12 protein-coding genes are annotated in these 16,348 nt (G+C 53.2%); 4 read left to right on the top strand and 8 right to left on the bottom strand.

Annotation, left to right across the window (positions count from 1 at the left end):
* The first annotated feature begins 75 nt into the window (after positions 1-75).
* On the top strand, positions 76-2,790 hold the full coding sequence (locus ABD07_RS06780) for a cation-transporting P-type ATPase (RefSeq protein WP_160817713.1): 2,715 nt from the start codon (positions 76-78) through the stop codon (positions 2,788-2,790).
* A 75-nt stretch (positions 2,791-2,865) separates the two neighbouring features.
* Here the strand turns inward: ABD07_RS06780 and ABD07_RS06775 are convergent, their stop codons facing one another.
* The 7 genes from ABD07_RS06775 to ABD07_RS06745 form a co-directional block, all read right to left on the bottom strand.
* Positions 2,866-4,323 carry a hypothetical protein gene (locus ABD07_RS06775; protein WP_338040551.1) on the bottom strand — a complete coding sequence of 486 codons (1,458 nt, stop codon included), beginning with the start codon at positions 4,321-4,323 and terminating at the stop codon, positions 2,866-2,868.
* A gap of 566 nt (positions 4,324-4,889) precedes the next feature.
* Positions 4,890-5,615, bottom strand: a complete 726-nt coding sequence (locus tag ABD07_RS06770) for a glycosyltransferase (protein WP_160817665.1) — start codon at positions 5,613-5,615, stop codon at positions 4,890-4,892.
* A 71-nt stretch (positions 5,616-5,686) separates the two neighbouring features.
* A complete protein-coding gene (locus ABD07_RS06765; RefSeq protein ID WP_160817664.1) occupies positions 5,687-6,277 on the bottom strand; it encodes a protoglobin domain-containing protein in 591 nt (196 codons plus the stop codon).
* Positions 6,278-6,465: 188 nt separating this feature from the next.
* The gene (locus tag ABD07_RS06760; protein ID WP_160817663.1) at positions 6,466-7,875 is read right to left on the bottom strand and encodes an FGGY family carbohydrate kinase; all 1,410 of its coding nucleotides are present in this window, start codon (positions 7,873-7,875) and stop codon (positions 6,466-6,468) included.
* Positions 7,860-9,446, bottom strand: coding sequence for a glycerol-3-phosphate dehydrogenase/oxidase (locus ABD07_RS06755; protein ID WP_160817662.1), 1,587 nt, complete (start codon positions 9,444-9,446; stop codon positions 7,860-7,862). The genes ABD07_RS06760 and ABD07_RS06755 overlap by 16 nt, the downstream gene beginning before the upstream one ends.
* Entirely contained in the window at positions 9,443-10,195 is a 753-nt protein-coding gene (locus ABD07_RS06750) for a glycerophosphodiester phosphodiesterase (RefSeq protein ID WP_160817661.1), read from the bottom strand. The genes ABD07_RS06755 and ABD07_RS06750 overlap by 4 nt, the downstream gene beginning before the upstream one ends.
* Before the next feature lie 25 nt (positions 10,196-10,220).
* Positions 10,221-11,381: an ankyrin repeat domain-containing protein gene (locus ABD07_RS06745; protein ID WP_160817660.1), complete on the bottom strand. Its 1,161-nt coding sequence runs from the start codon at positions 11,379-11,381 to the stop codon at positions 10,221-10,223.
* Positions 11,382-11,612: 231 nt separating this feature from the next.
* Between ABD07_RS06745 and pgeF the strand changes: the two genes are divergently transcribed.
* The 3 genes from pgeF to ABD07_RS06730 all read left to right on the top strand — a co-directional run bounded on the left by pgeF (position 11,613) and on the right by ABD07_RS06730 (position 13,694).
* Complete coding sequence (pgeF, locus tag ABD07_RS06740; RefSeq protein WP_160817659.1) at positions 11,613-12,359, top strand: peptidoglycan editing factor PgeF; 747 nt, start codon at positions 11,613-11,615, stop codon at positions 12,357-12,359.
* A 71-nt stretch (positions 12,360-12,430) separates the two neighbouring features.
* The gene (locus ABD07_RS06735; RefSeq protein ID WP_160817658.1) at positions 12,431-13,240 is read left to right on the top strand and encodes a ZIP family metal transporter; all 810 of its coding nucleotides are present in this window, start codon (positions 12,431-12,433) and stop codon (positions 13,238-13,240) included.
* Between the two features lie 40 nt (positions 13,241-13,280).
* Positions 13,281-13,694 carry a DUF4019 domain-containing protein gene (locus tag ABD07_RS06730; protein WP_108699008.1) on the top strand — a complete coding sequence of 138 codons (414 nt, stop codon included), beginning with the start codon at positions 13,281-13,283 and terminating at the stop codon, positions 13,692-13,694.
* Between the two features lie 29 nt (positions 13,695-13,723).
* Here ABD07_RS06730 and ABD07_RS06725 read toward each other — a convergent pair whose 3' ends face one another.
* Positions 13,724-16,306 (bottom strand): glycosyltransferase family 39 protein, encoded by a 2,583-nt coding sequence (locus ABD07_RS06725; RefSeq protein ID WP_160817657.1) that lies wholly within the window; start codon positions 16,304-16,306, stop codon positions 13,724-13,726.
* Between the last annotated feature and the right edge of the window lie 42 nt (positions 16,307-16,348).

The raw sequence follows: 16,348 nt of genomic DNA, 5'->3' as shown, positions 1-16,348 counted from the left end.
AAATTATTCCTGCCGCTTCCGCGCTATGGGATGGACGCAATGCAACCGGATAAATTTCATCAAAGGTACACGCTTATGCCGCATGAACACGTATCGCAGGCCAGCGGAACATCCGCATGGCATACCTACTCCCCGCAGCAAGCGCTGGATGCGCTGAATGCCGGAAGTGACGGACTATCGCAAGCGGAAGCACAGCGGCGGCTTGAGCGCTATGGCGCAAACCGTTTGAAGCCGCCACAGTCAAAGAGCGCCATAGTGCGGTTTCTACTGCAGTTTCATAATGTGTTGATTTATATCTTGCTGATTGCATCGGTGTTGACTGCCGTTCTTGGGCACTGGGTGGATAGCGGTGTCATTCTGGGTGTGGTGGTCATTAATGCCATCATCGGTTTCGTGCAAGAAGGCAAAGCGGAAAAAGCGCTCAATGCAATCCGGCGCATGCTGTCGCTTTCTGCGATTGTGATGCGCGCGGGTCAACGGGAACAGATTCCGGCAGAGCAGCTGGCGCCCGGTGATATTGTCCTGCTGCAATCGGGCGACAAGGTGCCGGCCGATTTGCGCTTGCTCCACTGTAAAAACCTGCGTATCGAGGAAGCCGCATTGACCGGAGAATCACAGGCGGTGGAAAAATCCATCAATGCGGTTGAAGCCGTGACGGCTATCGGCGATCGCTTCTGCATGGCCTACTCCGGTACGCTGGTGGTCTATGGACAGGGATTGGGCGTGGTGGTCGCCACCGGCCAGCAGACCGAAATCGGCCGTATCAGTCAGATGATCGCGCAAGTCGATAAACTGACCTCGCCGCTCCTGCGGCAAATGGCGGTTTTTGCTCGCTGGCTGACGCTGGTGGTGTTATTGCTGGCGGCCGGTATGTTTGTGTATGGATTGTTATGGCAAGACTATCCGCTCAGCGAAATTTTTATGGCGGCAGTCAGCATGGCGATCGCAGCCGTTCCGGAAGAATTACCCGCCATCATGACAATCACGCTGGCATTGGGAGTACAGAATATGGCGCGGCGCAACGCCATTGTGCGCAGACTCCCGGCGGTCGAAACGCTGGGCGCCGTGACAGTCATCTGCACCGACAAAACCGGAACGCTGACGCGCAATGAAATGACCGTGCAACGCGTAATCACTGCCAGAGATGAATTGCAAGTCAGTGGCGCGGGCTATGCGCCAAAGGGCGGTTTTAGCCGGGATGGCGCGGAAATTTCCAGCGCCGGTCATGCCGGTCTGCGTGAACTGTGCCGCGCCGGTTTGGTGTGTAATGACGCGCTGCTGCGGCAGGGCGATGATACTTGGGAAATTCACGGCGACCCGACCGAAGGCGCATTGATTACCGTGGCGATGAAGGCTGGGCTGGATTCTGCGCAGGAACATGAGCAGCTGCCGCGTATTGACGTGATTCCGTTTGAGCCGGAGCACCGTTTTATGGCGACACTGCATCATGACCACACCGGGCAAAGCCTGGTGTATGTCAAAGGCGCGCCGGAAAGAGTGCTGGCGATGTGCAGTCAGGAGCGCAGCCAAGAGGAAGACCGCCCGCTTCAACCCGAATTCTGGCAGGCCAGAATTCGCGAGGCAAGCGAGAACGGGCAGCGTATCCTCGCCATTGCCAGCCGTGTGCTGCCGGTAAAGCAACACACACTGGCGATGTCCGATGTGAAAACCGGATTCACTTTGCTCGGATTGGTTGGCATTATGGATCCGCCACGCGAGGAAGCGATTGCCGCTGTGCAGCAATGTCATGCCGCCGGCATACGCGTCAAAATGATTACCGGCGATCACCGCATCACCGCCGCTGCGATTGGCGCAAGCCTGGGCATTGGTGATGGTCAGCGGAGCGTGACGGGAATTGAGCTGGACGGAATGGACGATGCGCAATTGCGGCGGGTGGCTGCGGATGTGGATATTTTTGCCCGCGCCGATCCGGGGCACAAGCTGCGTCTGGTGAATGCTTTACAGAATAACGGTGAAATTGTCGCCATGACCGGCGATGGTGTGAACGATGCGCCAGCCTTAAAGCGCGCCGATATCGGTGTGGCCATGGGACAAAAAGGTACTGAAGTGGCCAAGGAAGCGGCAGAAATGGTGTTGACGGACGATAACTTCGCGTCGATTGCGCATGCCGTGGAAGAAGGCCGCACAGTCTACGATAACATCCGTAAGACAATGGTGTATGTGTTGCCGACCAATGGCGGTGAGGCCGGATTGGTGCTGCTGGCCATCATGTTTGGAATGGCGTTGCCGATTACGCCGCTGCAAATTTTATGGATCAACATGGTCACGACGGTGACGTTGGCGATTTCTCTGTCGTTTGAGCGGCCCGAAACGAACGTGATGTCACGTCCGCCGCATGATCCGCATGCGCCGGTTTTGTCGGGCTTCCTGGTGTGGCGTATCGTTTTTGTCACGCTCTTGATGATTGGCGGCAGCTTTGCCTTGTATTTCTGGGAGCTGGCGCAAGGTTCGAGTGTTGAGCTTGGCCGCACCGTGGTGGTGAATGTGCTGGTGCTATGTGAAATCGTCTACTTATTCAATTGCCGCTATTTGATCGCTTCCGTGTGCTCGCGCCAGGGCATGCTGGGTAATCGCTATGTGGTGTTGGCGGCGGGCTTGTTATTGATATTGCAGTTGCTGCTTACTTATTTACCCGTCATGCAACAGCTATTCGGCACCGTTGCACTGGATGCAGCGGCTTGGGGACGTATTGCCGCAGTGAGTTTGATTTTGTTTGTAGCGATTGAATTTGAAAAATACTGGTTGCGGCGCAAGGGAATTAAAGATTGATGAAGGGCCAATTTATCCAGTCAAGCATAAATTGGCCCGTTTCCATCCCCTAACCGGCGGATGTGGTTTTCAACATTACAGCGCTGCGAGGAAAGCCACGAGATCGGCTTTTTCTCTTTCGGTCAGGCCGATGCTGAAGCGGGTGTTGTAAAACTCAACCACGGATTGCAGATCCGGTGCAGAGCCATCGTGGAAGTAAGGTGGGCGTGAAGCAACCGAACGCAGAATAGGTCCTTTGAAGCGGCCAATATCCTTCCATTTGCCGGTCAACAGCGCACGGCCTGGATCGGTCGTTTTGACGATTTCACCGGTCGTTTTGTTTTTCAGGGTGTACAGCGGCATATCCGGTGTACGGCGCGATTCGTCGGCAATACCGATATCCAGCGGCATTGGTGTGGAGTGATTGCCCGAATTCGGGGTGTTATGGCATGTTGTGCATGTGCCTGGCAGTACGCTCACAGCCAAATCATCATTAATGCCTTTTACCCCTTTGATCAAGATCGGTTTGCTGTTGAATAGCGCTTGTCCGCGTGCAATGGCAGCGCGTGCGCTTTTGGTGCCATGAGTGGATTTGGTTGTTTTGAAGCGGTTCCAGCTGTCATAGAGCGACATCGCATTGGGATTAAATGGTTCGCGTGTTTTGTAGTCGCCCGCTAATGTATCGTTAATACCAAAGTGATACTTTTGTTTTTTCAGCGCTCTAGGTCCGCCGAGTGCATCTTCTTCGGTAAGTTTACCGGCGTCATTATCTTCGATTTGCGCAGTGAATAGTCCGGATTCAAATGCTACGATCGCGTCGCGCTCTTCGTCGGTCAGATCCCGCAGCGCTTCGGCATGGCCGCGTGTGGCGTGATTGGCTTGTGTGCTCAAGTCAAACGATACCGGAGAGAAGCAAGTCGATGTGCCGAAAATACAATCACTGGAGCCTGGCTTCAGCGTGGTTTCGCGGCCATCCCACATGACGGTGCTAAGAAACTTCAGGTTGGTGGTTGGCATCGGACGACGGAATAAAGACAATTCGGTTTCGCTGGCGAAGCCATAAGGATCGTCGGCTTCGATCAATTCAAATTCCGCGCCGCTGGGAATACCGATTCCCACACGGATATTGGCTTTTTCAAGCAGCATGCTGTAAGCCGCGCGGCGTTTTGTAACCGTGGTCACGTCCGCGAGGGGAGAGTTAGCGCCATCCACCAGACGGAAAAGCGGATCCAAGCCTTTTGTTTTGTTGAAAAGTTTCTTCACTTCTTGCGGAGTGATGGTCCATCCTTGATTCGGTGCATGGCAGGAAACGCAGCTGCGGCCATTGGTTCCGATACTTTTGAAAAATGGGTTATTCAGATCGATAAAACCTGCTGTGCTATAGGTCGCATCTCTCCCATGGTTATTTTCCGCGCTGAACATATTAGGCAGGCGGTTTGAGTGATGATCATGATCGTCATCGCGATCATGGCTGTCTTTGGCAAATGCGGGCGCTGCCAGCATGATAAGTAATGCTGATATTGCCTGCAGCTTAATGTTGTTCTTGTTCTTCACTTACTTTCTCCTATCTGTGGATAAAATGGCTAAATCTTTCTCAAAATTTAGCGCAACAAAGTTTCAGCCAAGTGCTGAAAATTGGGGCGTAGTCTAGTTGAATAAATAAAGACTGGCTATAGTCTTGTTGAACTAGTGGTTATAGTCTAAATAACCTAGCAGTCTTGCGCTGTGAGAAAAATCACAATCCCAGAGTTAAATGCGAGATCCCGGTTGATTGAGTTGCTACCGGGTTTTGCAACACACGAAGATGGGTATTGATCAGGAAAAGCCGGGTGATTAGGCGCCAGCGCAATTGACGTAGAAGGAGCTATGCAAATGCTCTTGCTGTTTATCAACCGATCGACTTCATTTCAAGCTTTGATGTAAGGATGGGTTGTTCAGGTCCAAATAAGGCAGGTAATTCGTTCATTGATGCCAGAGAGCGCTCTCGATGCTGCCAATATGTTCGGGCGCCCGGTGCCGCCGCAAATTAGCGCAAGCTTAAGAGCAGGCAGGTGAGTCGTGTTTGGAGGTATCGGGATGGAAAACGGAGCTGCTTGAGAAGTCAGGTCTTACAATTTACATTAGCGCCGTCCGTCGTACCAAATCGGCAGTTTCTTTTTATCCTGCAGCGTCTTACGTGGACTGAACATGACGCTGAATATTTGCCCGGCGATTTCCCGGCCGGTATAAAGTTTTACCTTGCGCGGTGAAGTCACCAGCGGGTGGCGGGTCAAGATGGTGAATTTCAAGCCGCGTTTGCGGCCCCATTGCTTGAGCAGTTGGCTGAGATCGATTTCATCGGCGGCGAACAATTCCTGGTTAAAGCCGCCCACGTCGCGAAACGCATCGGTACGGCAAACGACCAGCGCGCCCGATGCCCAATGGAAGGTGACCGAGCACATAGTCCACAGCCGCATCGCGGCATTACCCCACCACGGCAAACCGGGCATATGCATGACACTGCCGCAACCGACATACTTTCCGCTTTCAATCATGTGCAGAATATCGGTGACCATGCCGGGATTCAATAAGCTGTCGGCATCGACAAACAGCAGCCAGTCACCCGTAGCTGCCGCAGCACCGGTGTTACGCGCGCGGCCGATTTGATTGACCGGCTCGAATACCACTTTTGCGCCTGCTTGCGTGGCCAATTCCGCGGTTTTGTCGCTGGAATTGTTGTCCACGACAATGACTTCATGGGTAAAACCGGGTTTTGCGTTGGCGCTGACCGATACTGTGATGGAGTCCAAACAGTCCAGAATCAGCTGTTCTTCGTTAAAAGCGGGAATGACGATCGACAGATGCATGGCCAGCTTGGGATTGTAGGTGAATATGTGGATTCAGGATGGAGAGCGGGAGACCGCTCTCCAGTGCGAAATTAGAATTCGCCAGTTTTGATGTAAGGTTGTGACCACAGAATCACTTGCATCAGCACGGATTTGCGCCATGCGTCTTGCATGCGATCCACATCATCGCGGGAATGACCGCCTTTTTCCAGGAACGGACGCAGGGTGGTGGTAATCGGGATCAGCAGTGCAAAAATGTAATGCACATGAATGATCGGCACCGCTTTGACGTTGTCCGTGGTGTTTTTCTTGGTGGTATGGTGACGCAGACCGATTTCGTGTTGATAGTTCAACCAGTCTTGATTGTATTCCGCGTTGGCGGTATCCAGAATCCATTGGCCAAAACGTTTGCGCACGCCGCCGAGGTAGTCCATGTTAGGCTGACCGTCGGATGCATTGGTGAAGTAGTGCAGCAGGAAAGGGGTTGAGCCGACAAAACCGTACCAGACGTCGAGAATTTGCTCGACTTGATCTTTCAATATGTCGTGCGACATTTTCAGATAACGCACATCGTCATCGCCGAACAGCGATGCTTGTTTCAATTTGGCGAAATCATCCAGGGATACGGGAGATTTTCCAACAGCAGCGGTACCGTAGGTATAGCCAGGTATATTTGTTGCCATAAAATTTCCTTTTTAAATGTTTACGAGGTTAATCACCATAACTAACAGCGAATGTCGTTAGTTATGCATTGTATATCATGCGGTTATGCAATGAATTCTTGTTAGCTGATAGAGAAAAATAAACCGGTTGAATATTTGCAACGCGGATTCTACAGGATTGATAATTTGTGCGGGTAACCTTTTTAAGATTAATGATTAGGTGTTTTTAATAACGCATCGAACCAGACTTTCCAGTGCCGGTATTTTTGGACTAACGCGTTGTTGCCATTGAGAACTGCGATGTCTTCAGCGTTCCGGTGGCGTTTGATTTTATGTTCGCTCGCGAGTAATGCCGCGCCCAGCAGACTCGCTTCCTTTTGCTGCAAATGCGAAACCGGGCAGGGAGCACACTGCGCGATGCTGTGCCGCAGACAAAGCAATTCGGATAATCCGCCCGACAGATAGATTCTGGTCAATGGCGAGTGCCGGTGAAAATCTTCCACAATGCGTGCCACCCGGAAAATAATCGCTTCGAGCAACAATGCGCCGATTTGCCGTGCGGTCAGACCGGATACGGATTGCGAGAAATGAATACCCCAGTCGTTGCGGAAATACGGCGCGCCTAAACCGCTCGGCTCCGCCAGACAGAAAATATCGCTTTGCGCTAGATCTTCGACGTTGCAATCCTTGACCGGATAAGGCGCGAGCGCGGCGGCGATGGAGTTGAGCGTGCCTTCCACGGCAAACTGTGTTTCCCGCTGGTTATCCTGATAGACCAAGGTGTGCAGGTAACCGCCAAACGCTGATGTCTCCGCGGCAAGGGAACGGATCACGAAACCGCCGGTGCCGAGATTCACCAAAGCCTCGGAAGAGCGATCGGTCAGGCTGGCGATGAGCGCGGCGGATTGATCGCCAACGCTGGCTTGCAAAGTTACACCGGTATTCAACGGCAAGTTCAAACCGGTGGAAGGCTTGAGGTGCGGCAAAATCGAACGGGGAATATCAAACAGATGGCACAAAGTGTCAGACCATTGTTGCCGGTGGATATCCATCAATAGCGTGCGCGCAGCCATCGAAGCGTCGGTGACAAAATGCGCACCGTTGGTCCAGCGCCAGATCAGGAAAGTATCCAAGGTGCCTGCCAGCCATTCGCCTTGGACCAGCTTCTCACGCCATGGCGGATTTTCCTGCAATAGCACACTGAGCTTGGGGGCGAAGTAATAGGGTGTCAAGCGCAAGCCGGTCAGCGAGTGCAAGGTTTCCTCCGATGCATGCAAGTGCTCGCAACAGCTTTTCCCCCGGTCATCCTGCCACGAAATCAAAGGCGTCACCGGTTCACCGCTGGCTTTATCCCAAAGCAGAAAGGATGAACGCTGGCTGCACAATCCCAGCGGCGGTTTGTTGTTTGCTTGTGCGATGCAGTCTTGCAGCACTTGCGCGGCGATCCGGGCATAATCCGATGCGCTGCTTTCGTATCGCCCATCACGGCTATCGATTACAGGTGCGGGCTGGGTGACGATATGCTGGAGGTTTCCCTGCCGGTCCAATAAAGCGGCTTTGATCGAGGTTGAACCCAAATCGAGCGCAACGGCGGCGGCTGAAATCAGTGTGCGATCCATGGTGCGCAGCGCCCAATTTCCTGATGCAGGCGCGCATCATCCCATTGCAAGGGTGCCGCCACGCGTGAGGCGATCTGCTGTAACTGATCCTGCGTCAGTTTGGTGAGGATCAGTAACGGCAGGCGGCGGCGTAACAGATCGTCGAGATGGACGATCATTTCGTTCGTTGCGCAATGCATCAGGTCGGCAACAATGAACGGTAGCGCCGGAACGATGCGTTGTGCCAGGCCGGCATCTTCCTCGATGCTGCGAAAGATTGCAGCGGTGTGCGTGCCGTGACGGCGCAGCAGCCATTTGGCGCTTTGCGCATCGATGCCTAACTGTATCGCGCGGTTTTGCATCATGTTAAACCATGCCGGAAAAGCCTCTTGCGGCGCCCAAGGGAAACGGTTGCTTTGCGTGGCGCAAGGTTGTGCGATGCGCAGTTGTGCACACACTGTGTCGACGATGCGGGCGGCATCCTGGCGCGATGAGGTAATTTTTCCGCCGATGGCATAGTGCGCACCGTTAGCGTCGGTTTTTAGCTCCCAGTCGCGGCTGACCGCAGAGGGTGAACTGGCGGAAGCAGTTTTTGCAGGTTGCTTGAAAACCCGCACACCGGCAAAACGGCCGATGATATCGGCTTTAGTCCACGGTGTTTTCAAATAACCGTTGGCGGCGGCGAGCAGATAATCGATATCGCTGTCGTCGGCACGGACTGTTTTCACATCGCCTGTGAAATCGGTATCGGTGGTGCCGACCAGCGTTAAACCATACCAGGGAATCATGAAGAACACCCGGCCATCGGACTGCGCTGTCAGCAATAAAGCTTCATCGTTCAGCACCGCGGGCATGAGCAGATGCACACCTTTGGCCAGACGGCACCAGTCGCTGCTGGGCGGTTCTTGCGCTAGCCACTGGCCGGTGGTGAAAACGATCTGCTTGGCGCGGATTTCTTGCTGAGTTTGCGTGAGCTGATCTTGGATGATCGCGCCGTCCGCTTTACCATCGGTTTCCAATAATCGCATCAGCTGGCAGTAATTGACGCAGTGCGCGCCAGCTGCCAGCGCACCGGCGATGAGTTCCAGCACCAAGCGTGCATCGTCGGTTTGCGCATCGGCGTAAGTGAAACCGCCTTTCAGTGCAACATCGGTGAGCGCCGGAAAATGTGCAGTGAATTGTTCCGGATTGAAATAGCGGTGCTGCATGCACGGCTCCGGGTCATGTGCCAGAAAATCGTACAGCGTTAACCCCAATTTTAGTTGTAGGCGGTTTAGACGCTGCTGCGCGTATACGGGCACGCCAAAGCGCAGCGGCCAAATGCGGTGTGGTGCGTTATGCAGCAGCAGGGTGCGCTCTTTCAGCGATTTACTGACCAGTTTGAAGTCGTACGTTTCCAGATAGCGCAGACCGCCGTGAATCAATTTACTCGATGCGGACGACGTGGCGCTGGCCCAGTCGTTTTGCTCGACAAGAGCGACTTTCAGCCCGCGCAATGCGGCGTCATACGCAGTCCATGCACCGTAAATACCGCCGCCGCACACCAAAAGATCGAAGGGTTGATGATGTAGCGCGGCAAAATCCCGTTTCATCGATCGCGCAGCATCAGCGCTTGTTGCGGCACATCGCTGATCAGAATATCCACGCCCAATTGCAGGGCTGTTGTGATCTCCGCATCGCTGTTACAGGTGTAAACCGCGACACATTTACTCTGTTCGCGTAACAGATCGACCATTTCATGATCCAGACTTTGAATCGGCACACAAAGCCCGTGAAGGAATGCATGCGTGCTTAAAAGCGCACGCGCATCGGCGACGGTTTGGTCGTCTTCAAAATTGTATACCAGCGGAAATGCCGGGTTGTATTGATGCGCGTACGCCAGACTGGGCAGATTGAACGAGGAAACGACAATGCGCTGATCCGGGTTTTGCCCGATCAGATCGAGTGTTTGGCGGATTTTCAGTTGATGACGGGAAATCGCTTCCCAGTCGCGATTCTTGATTTCAATGAGCAACCGGCAGCGGCTGCGGTAATCGGCCAGAAAATCCTGCAAGGTCACGATGCCTTCGCCATCCGATTCCGGGTGGATCAATGCCTTGAGCTCGCGGTAATCGAAATCGTCGATGCGTTTACCGTCCAAGCCAATTTTGTTCAGAAAGCGGTCGTGCCATAGCACAGCAACTTTATCCCGGCTCAACTGCACGTCGGTTTCGATGCCGTCGATGGCATACCCTAACGCTTTATCAAAAGCGCTTCGGGTGTTTTCCAGCGCTTCCCGGTTAGCGCCGCGATGCGCGAACACCAGGGATTTTTTGCACGGCTGGTTGTTTTGTTCTGACATCGCGTCGATGCGTGGAGTGGACCAGTTACTTCACAGCAGCTTGCAGCAGCTCAGCGATGGCAGGATCTTTGGCTATTTCAGCGGCGGTTTTTTCGGTCTTGCTTTTGATTTTCGGGTCAGCGCCTTTGGCCAGCAGCACTTTCACGGTATCCGCATGGTCGTGTAATGCAGCCCACATCAAGGCGGTTATGCCATCGTCGTTTTGCAGATCTATTTTCGCGCCATTTTCCAGCAATATCTCAATGACCGGCGTATGGCCGTTTTGCGCCGCCAGGATCAGCGGCGTGAATCCGTTGGTGGCTCGATGATCGACTTTGGCGCCATGCTTGATCAAGGCTTTGACCACATCGGCGTGACCGATCAACGCAGCCAGCGTAAGCGGTGTTGCGCCGTTTTTATCCTGCACATCGGTTTTAGCGCCTTTTGCCAGCAGCGCATCGACAATTTCACCATGTCCGTTCTGTGCGGCGATGTAGAGTGGCGTGGTATCGTTGATTGCTACGACATCGACCGGCGCATTCTTCGCCAGCAGTGTTTTGACAATCGCGGTGTGGCCGTTTCTGGCCGCCATATAAAGCGCGGTGGTATTATCGGCGGCTTGCGCATCGATTTTCGCGCCTTTTGCCAGCAAGGTGTCGACCATGCCGGCTCTGCCGTCCATGGCGGCAATGATCAAAGCGGTGAGCTTGTCCTGCGTTTGTAAATGCATATCCGCGCCTTTTTCCAGCAGCGTATCGGCAATGGCGTCATGGCCTTTCTGGATCGCCAGCATCAAAGCGGTGATGCCATCGGTGGTTTGCACATTTACTTGCGCGCCTTTGGCGAGTAATGTGTTGACGACTTGGGCATGGCCGTTTTTGGCGGCGATGATCAGCGCTGTAGCGCCACCGGCGTTTTTCAGATTGACGTCAGCATTCCTTTCCAGCAGCAAGTTGACGTTATCGGCGTGGCCGTATTGCGAGGCTACGATCAGTGCGCTGAATCCCTTTTCATTCTGGTAATTGACGTTGACGCCCTTATCCAGTATCTGTTTGAGGTTTTCCGGTTGTCCGGAGAATGCCGCCTTGATAAATTCGGCTTCATCGTCGGAAGAGGCCTGGGCGGCGGAAACGGTTAATATCGCTGCTATGACCGGGAAAATAATGAATGCGCGCGTAAAATTTACTAAGTTTTTTATATAATTCATCTGTAACACCTATATCGGGCTTGTATTGTAGTGATCGATTTCAGGATTTAATTTCGGGATAAACTGATCAATGCTTTTTGCACTGATGCTGGATCGTTGATTTTCATGGCCGGTATTTTAACCCAGAAATGTCTTTTCTTCGTTCTAATCGGCTGGTTGAGATAAGCTTTATTTTTATCGGTGAAAGATAGTATGAATTCACGTGCGGTAGTTAATGACTGGTAGCTCTCTATGAACGATTGGATAATCCCGGACTGGCCCGCGCCAGCCCATGTGAAAGCGTTGTTTACAACCCGCAATGGCGGTGTCAGCCGTGGTGAGAATGACGTTTACGCTTCGCTGAATTTGGGGGCGCATGTCAATGATGATATCGCGCATGTGACGCGCAATCGCGCTTTACTGCGCCGCCATTTGCCGAATGAACCGAAATGGTTGAAACAAGTGCACGGCACCTCACCGATCTGGATCGATCATGCCGAAGCGGCGACGCCGGAAGGCGATGCCGTGCTCAGCTGCAAATCAGGCACCGTGTGCGCGGTCATGGTGGCGGATTGCTTGCCGGTGTTTCTCTGTGACACGGCAGGAACCGCGGTGGGTATTGTGCATGCCGGATGGCGTGGTCTGGCAGGTGGAATCATCGAGCAATCCATTGCTGCGATGCAGGTCGATCAGCGTAAGCTGATGGCCTGGCTGGGCCCGGCGATCGGCCCGGATCATTTTGAGGTCGGCGAGGATGTTTATGACACTTTCGTGCGGCATGACGCGCACGCGGCGCAAGCCTTCGCGCCCAGAAACAGTCAGCATGAAAAAAAATGGCTGGCGGATATTTTTCTGCTGGCGCGGCAGCGGCTGGCCAGCGCCGGTGTTACGGAAATTTACGGCGGTGGCGTTTGCACTTATAGCGATCCCGCACGTTTTTTTTCCTATCGCCGCGATGGTGAGACGGGGCGTATGGCGGCCTTGATCTGGCTGGCGTAAAAATTCTTTAACTTGTTAATTTATTAGATTGTAACAGCGTATAATCCGGCCTTTCTTTTGTCATTGGTTTTATGTCGACGCTGACCTGGATCATTACCGCCAGCTTGCTGGGCGGGATATTGAGTTTACTGTGTGCCGCAATACTGGCGCTCAATGCACGGGTATCGTGGCTTTCCATGCTGGTATCGTATGCCATCGGCGCCTTACTGGGGGCCGCTTTCCTCAATACGTTACCCGAAGCGCTTGAACTTTCGGACGATCCAAAGCAAATAACGCTCATCGTATTGCTTGGCATTCTGGTATTTTTTATCCTGGAGAAGCTGGTGCTGTGGCGTCATTGCCATCTGGAGGATTGCGAGGCGCATGACCTGTCACACGCCCCGGTAGCTGCGGTTTCATCCGCTGCCGGTCACCACGATCACGATCACGGACGCAGCGGTATGATGGTGATTGTCGGGGATACTTTCCATAATTTTGTCGATGGCATTTTGATTGCGGCTGCCTTCATGGTGGATGTGCAATTGGGGATCGTGACATCGATTGCGATTATCGCCCATGAAATCCCGCAGGAAGCAGGCGATTTTATTATTCTGCTGAATTCCGGCTATACCCGCCGCATGGCATTCTTGATGAATCTGTTATCCAGTTTTGCCACGCTCGTGGGCGGTGTGCTGGCTTATTTCATGTTGCATAACATGAATTTCCTGGTGCAGCCGTTACTGGCGATCGCTTCGGCGAGCATGATTTATGTGGCGATGTCGGATCTGATTCCCGGTTTGCATAAACGCCCGGAGATTCATGCGACCATTCAACAGGTGACATTGATTTTACTGGGCATCGCTTCGATCTGGATCATGGGCGGGTTTTTCCCGCATGACTGACGCTATGCGCAAAGAGACTTTACTGACGAGGTATTCAACAATGAAACGATTCATTATGGTGTTATTGCTGCTTTTTTGTACCGGCACCGGGTATGCGCAAGAGGATAATATTCTCGAGAAAGTTGAAAGCAGCGCGCGAGCATGGTTAAAGCTGGTGGACAGTGGCGATTATAAAGATAGCTGGGAGAATGCATCGCCGCTGTTCAAGGGGAAAACGTCCGAAGGCGCATGGATTAAATCGATCACTGCGATCAGAGCGCCGCGTGGCGCGATGAACGCGCGCTATATCGCAACTGCGGGTGCGACCAAGTCGTTATCGGGATTTCCCGACGGAGAGTATATTGTGTTGCAGTTTTACACCACTTTCGGAGAGAAAGGTCTGGCATTGGAGACCATCACGCTGGCAAAAGCAAAAGATGACACCTGGCAGATTGCCGATTATGAGAGCAAATAAAGGATTTTTCGGTTTCGCTGTATCCCGGATCAGCTGACTCCCTTGAATCCCTGGGAAATCCGGTAATAAACACGCCGCACCGGCGTGCCATAGCGTTCGATGACCCGGTATTCGATAGGGCCGGGGTGTTCCAGCATGTGGTTAATATCATTTTTCGTGCGGGTTTTTTCCAAATGGCGGCGTTTCATGCCCACCTGGATGATGGGACGATCGGTCGCTTCCTGCGACGGCAGCCAATATTCGTACATGGCGCCGCTGTCGCCAAACATGTTGCGTGAGCGGATATCCAATGGATCGTCGCCGTGCGTATAAAAATATAACGCGCTGGCAACGGACCATTTGCTCATGCCGACAATGATCGGTTCCTGGCCGGTCTGATGCTTCACTTCCGCGGCAATCTGCTTGATTTCACCGGCTGTCTCCCGCCAGAAATAATGTTCCGTGAACATATGGTAAGGCACACCCGGAATTCCCAATACCACGTAGTGCAACACGAAAGCATAGACAAAAATGCAGCTGATGATGGTCAACCGCCAGCTGGCTTGAATCCGTCTGGCGAAGGCGCCGACTTGATCCGTTTGGCCGATCATCCAAGCGATGGCGGGTAAAACCGCGAGCCAGATCGGGCCGGTCCAATGAAAACGCGGCGTTTCAAAAGTGCTGATGGCGAAAAAAATACAAAGCGGAACGCCGGTGAAGATCTGTACAAATAACTGACGCCTGCGCTCGAATGGCCGATCCTCGGAGGGTTTATTCGAGAACAAGGCGAGCAGCGCCGCAGCAAAGCCGATCGGGGTTAGTAACACCAAAATGTGAAAAATTAAAAAATGCACGGCGAATTCATGGCGATCCGTCAGCAGCTGGTTCGATTGAAAGGCAAACGATGCCCAGTCATTCTCATAGTTCCAGATAATGACCGGTGAAAAAAGTAATAACGCCAGCAGTGCGGCCAGATAGGGATGGACACGTTGCATCCAGCGCCGCGCTGCCGGGTCTAGGATCACAAATACCAGCGCCGCCATACCGAGTAATCCGATTGTATATTTGGATAATAATCCGGCGCCGAAAGCGATTCCCATGCCCAGCCAAGCCGTGCGTTGACCGGCAACCAGTGCGCGTTCCATGTAATACAGCGTGGCAGCCCAAGCCGCGACCAACGGCGCGTCAGGCGTCATGAGCAGACCGGAACCAAATCCCAGCGGCAGAATGGCCAGCAATAACAAAGTGCGCATCGCAGTGGATTTGTCGTACAAATTCTGCGCCAGCGCGTACAAATAACCCAAGGTGATCGAGCCGCACAGCAGCGCGCCGATGCGTACGCCAAATTCATTATTACCAACGGCAGCGGTGCCGAACCAGATTAACCACGCCACCATGGGCGGGTGATCATAGAAGCTCAGGTCCATGTGTTGCGCATACTGCCAGTAATACGTTTCATCCGGTATGAGCTGCGCCAGGCCAAAATAAACCAGGCGTAACAATATGGCAAACAGCACAATGCCGATTGCCGCGGTGCGCCAGCGTATATCCCACGAGGGCAGATCTTTTTCGCTGGGGAATACATAAAAGGCCGAACCCAGATAATTGACCGCCGCAGTGGCCACGATGGCCGGAAATATCGCCAGTAAGGGCGGTATATGCCACACATAAACCAGCAGGGCCAGGACACCGCCGCGCAATAATAATGCCAGCGCGCCGACGGTCAGAAAACGGCCGAATTGATGCCATTTGAGATAACCCGCGTGATGTTCGCGGAATGACCACTTTGAATTGAACGTGTAGTTGGTGACTGCGGCGACGAAGAAACTGATGAAGTGGGCCAGTGCAAGTCCGGCGTCACGGCTGATCATCCATTGGAAAACAACGGCATCGATCAATGCGCCGAATAATCCGACCGCGGCGAAACGTCCGGCGGTATTCAGTGTGGCTGTGCCGCCGGCCAAAGTGATCAAGCGTTGCACATACGCTTGCTGGTGCGACAATGATAATTTGGAAGCGCCCTGCGCGCGGTCGCGGAAACAAATCGGCACTTCCGAGACGCGCAGTTTCCCCTGGTTGGCCATGAGCAACTCGAGCAGGATTTTGTAACCGCGCGCATGATTGGAAATGCTGGCAGCCAATTCACGGCGGAAGGCAAAGAAACCCGAGGTGGCGTCGTTCACATCGCATAGCGGGCGGGCTATCCAGCCGCCAGCACGAGACAATAACCGCCGGTACAACGGCCAATTTTCCGTACTGCCGCCTGCTACGTAGCGGCTGCCGATAACGACATCGCAATCTCCGTTCAGCACCGGTGTAACGATTGCCGGTAAGTGCTCCGGCGGGTGGCTCAGATCGGCATCCATGACGACGATGACATCGCTTTTGGCTGTGGCTATGCCGGTGAGAATCGCAGTAGTCAGATCGGGTTTCTCGCGCCGCTCAATGAGATGAACGTTGGACTGATTTCTCCACGCGCGCACTTTGTCCGGTGTGCCATCGGTAGAGCCGTCGTCGACGAAAATAACTTCAAAACTATCCGGAGCAAAGTTAAGTGCGGATAAACGAGTTAACAGTAAATCAATATTCCCGGCTTCATTCAATGTGGGTACTACAATCGAAAATTGAGTCATGTAGTTCCACAGATTAACGTTGAGACGTTGTGATTGGCGGCA

Source organism: Nitrosomonas oligotropha, assembly GCF_009833085.1.
Classification (GTDB): Bacteria; Pseudomonadota; Gammaproteobacteria; order Burkholderiales; family Nitrosomonadaceae; genus Nitrosomonas; species Nitrosomonas oligotropha.
The sequence above is the reverse complement of the archived record's forward strand: the minus strand, read 5'-3'. Positions and strand labels throughout refer to the sequence as shown.

What these genes read in the sequence shown, in the direction of transcription:
- ABD07_RS06780 (WP_160817713.1), top strand. Translation starts at nt 76, where the DNA reads ATGCCGCATGAACACGTATCGCAGGCCAGCGGAACATCCGCATGGCAT.
- ABD07_RS06770 (WP_160817665.1), bottom strand. Translation starts at nt 5,615, where the DNA reads ATGCATCTGTCGATCGTCATTCCCGCTTTTAACGAAGAACAGCTGATT.
- ABD07_RS06765 (WP_160817664.1), bottom strand. Translation starts at nt 6,277, where the DNA reads ATGGCAACAAATATACCTGGCTATACCTACGGTACCGCTGCTGTTGGA.
- ABD07_RS06760 (WP_160817663.1), bottom strand. Translation starts at nt 7,875, where the DNA reads ATGGATCGCACACTGATTTCAGCCGCCGCCGTTGCGCTCGATTTGGGT.
- ABD07_RS06755 (WP_160817662.1), bottom strand. Translation starts at nt 9,446, where the DNA reads ATGAAACGGGATTTTGCCGCGCTACATCATCAACCCTTCGATCTTTTG.
- ABD07_RS06750 (WP_160817661.1), bottom strand. Translation starts at nt 10,195, where the DNA reads ATGTCAGAACAAAACAACCAGCCGTGCAAAAAATCCCTGGTGTTCGCG.
- ABD07_RS06745 (WP_160817660.1), bottom strand. Translation starts at nt 11,381, where the DNA reads ATGAATTATATAAAAAACTTAGTAAATTTTACGCGCGCATTCATTATT.
- pgeF (WP_160817659.1), top strand. Translation starts at nt 11,613, where the DNA reads ATGAACGATTGGATAATCCCGGACTGGCCCGCGCCAGCCCATGTGAAA.
- ABD07_RS06735 (WP_160817658.1), top strand. Translation starts at nt 12,431, where the DNA reads ATGTCGACGCTGACCTGGATCATTACCGCCAGCTTGCTGGGCGGGATA.
- ABD07_RS06730 (WP_108699008.1), top strand. Translation starts at nt 13,281, where the DNA reads ATGAAACGATTCATTATGGTGTTATTGCTGCTTTTTTGTACCGGCACC.
- ABD07_RS06725 (WP_160817657.1), bottom strand. Translation starts at nt 16,306, where the DNA reads ATGACTCAATTTTCGATTGTAGTACCCACATTGAATGAAGCCGGGAAT.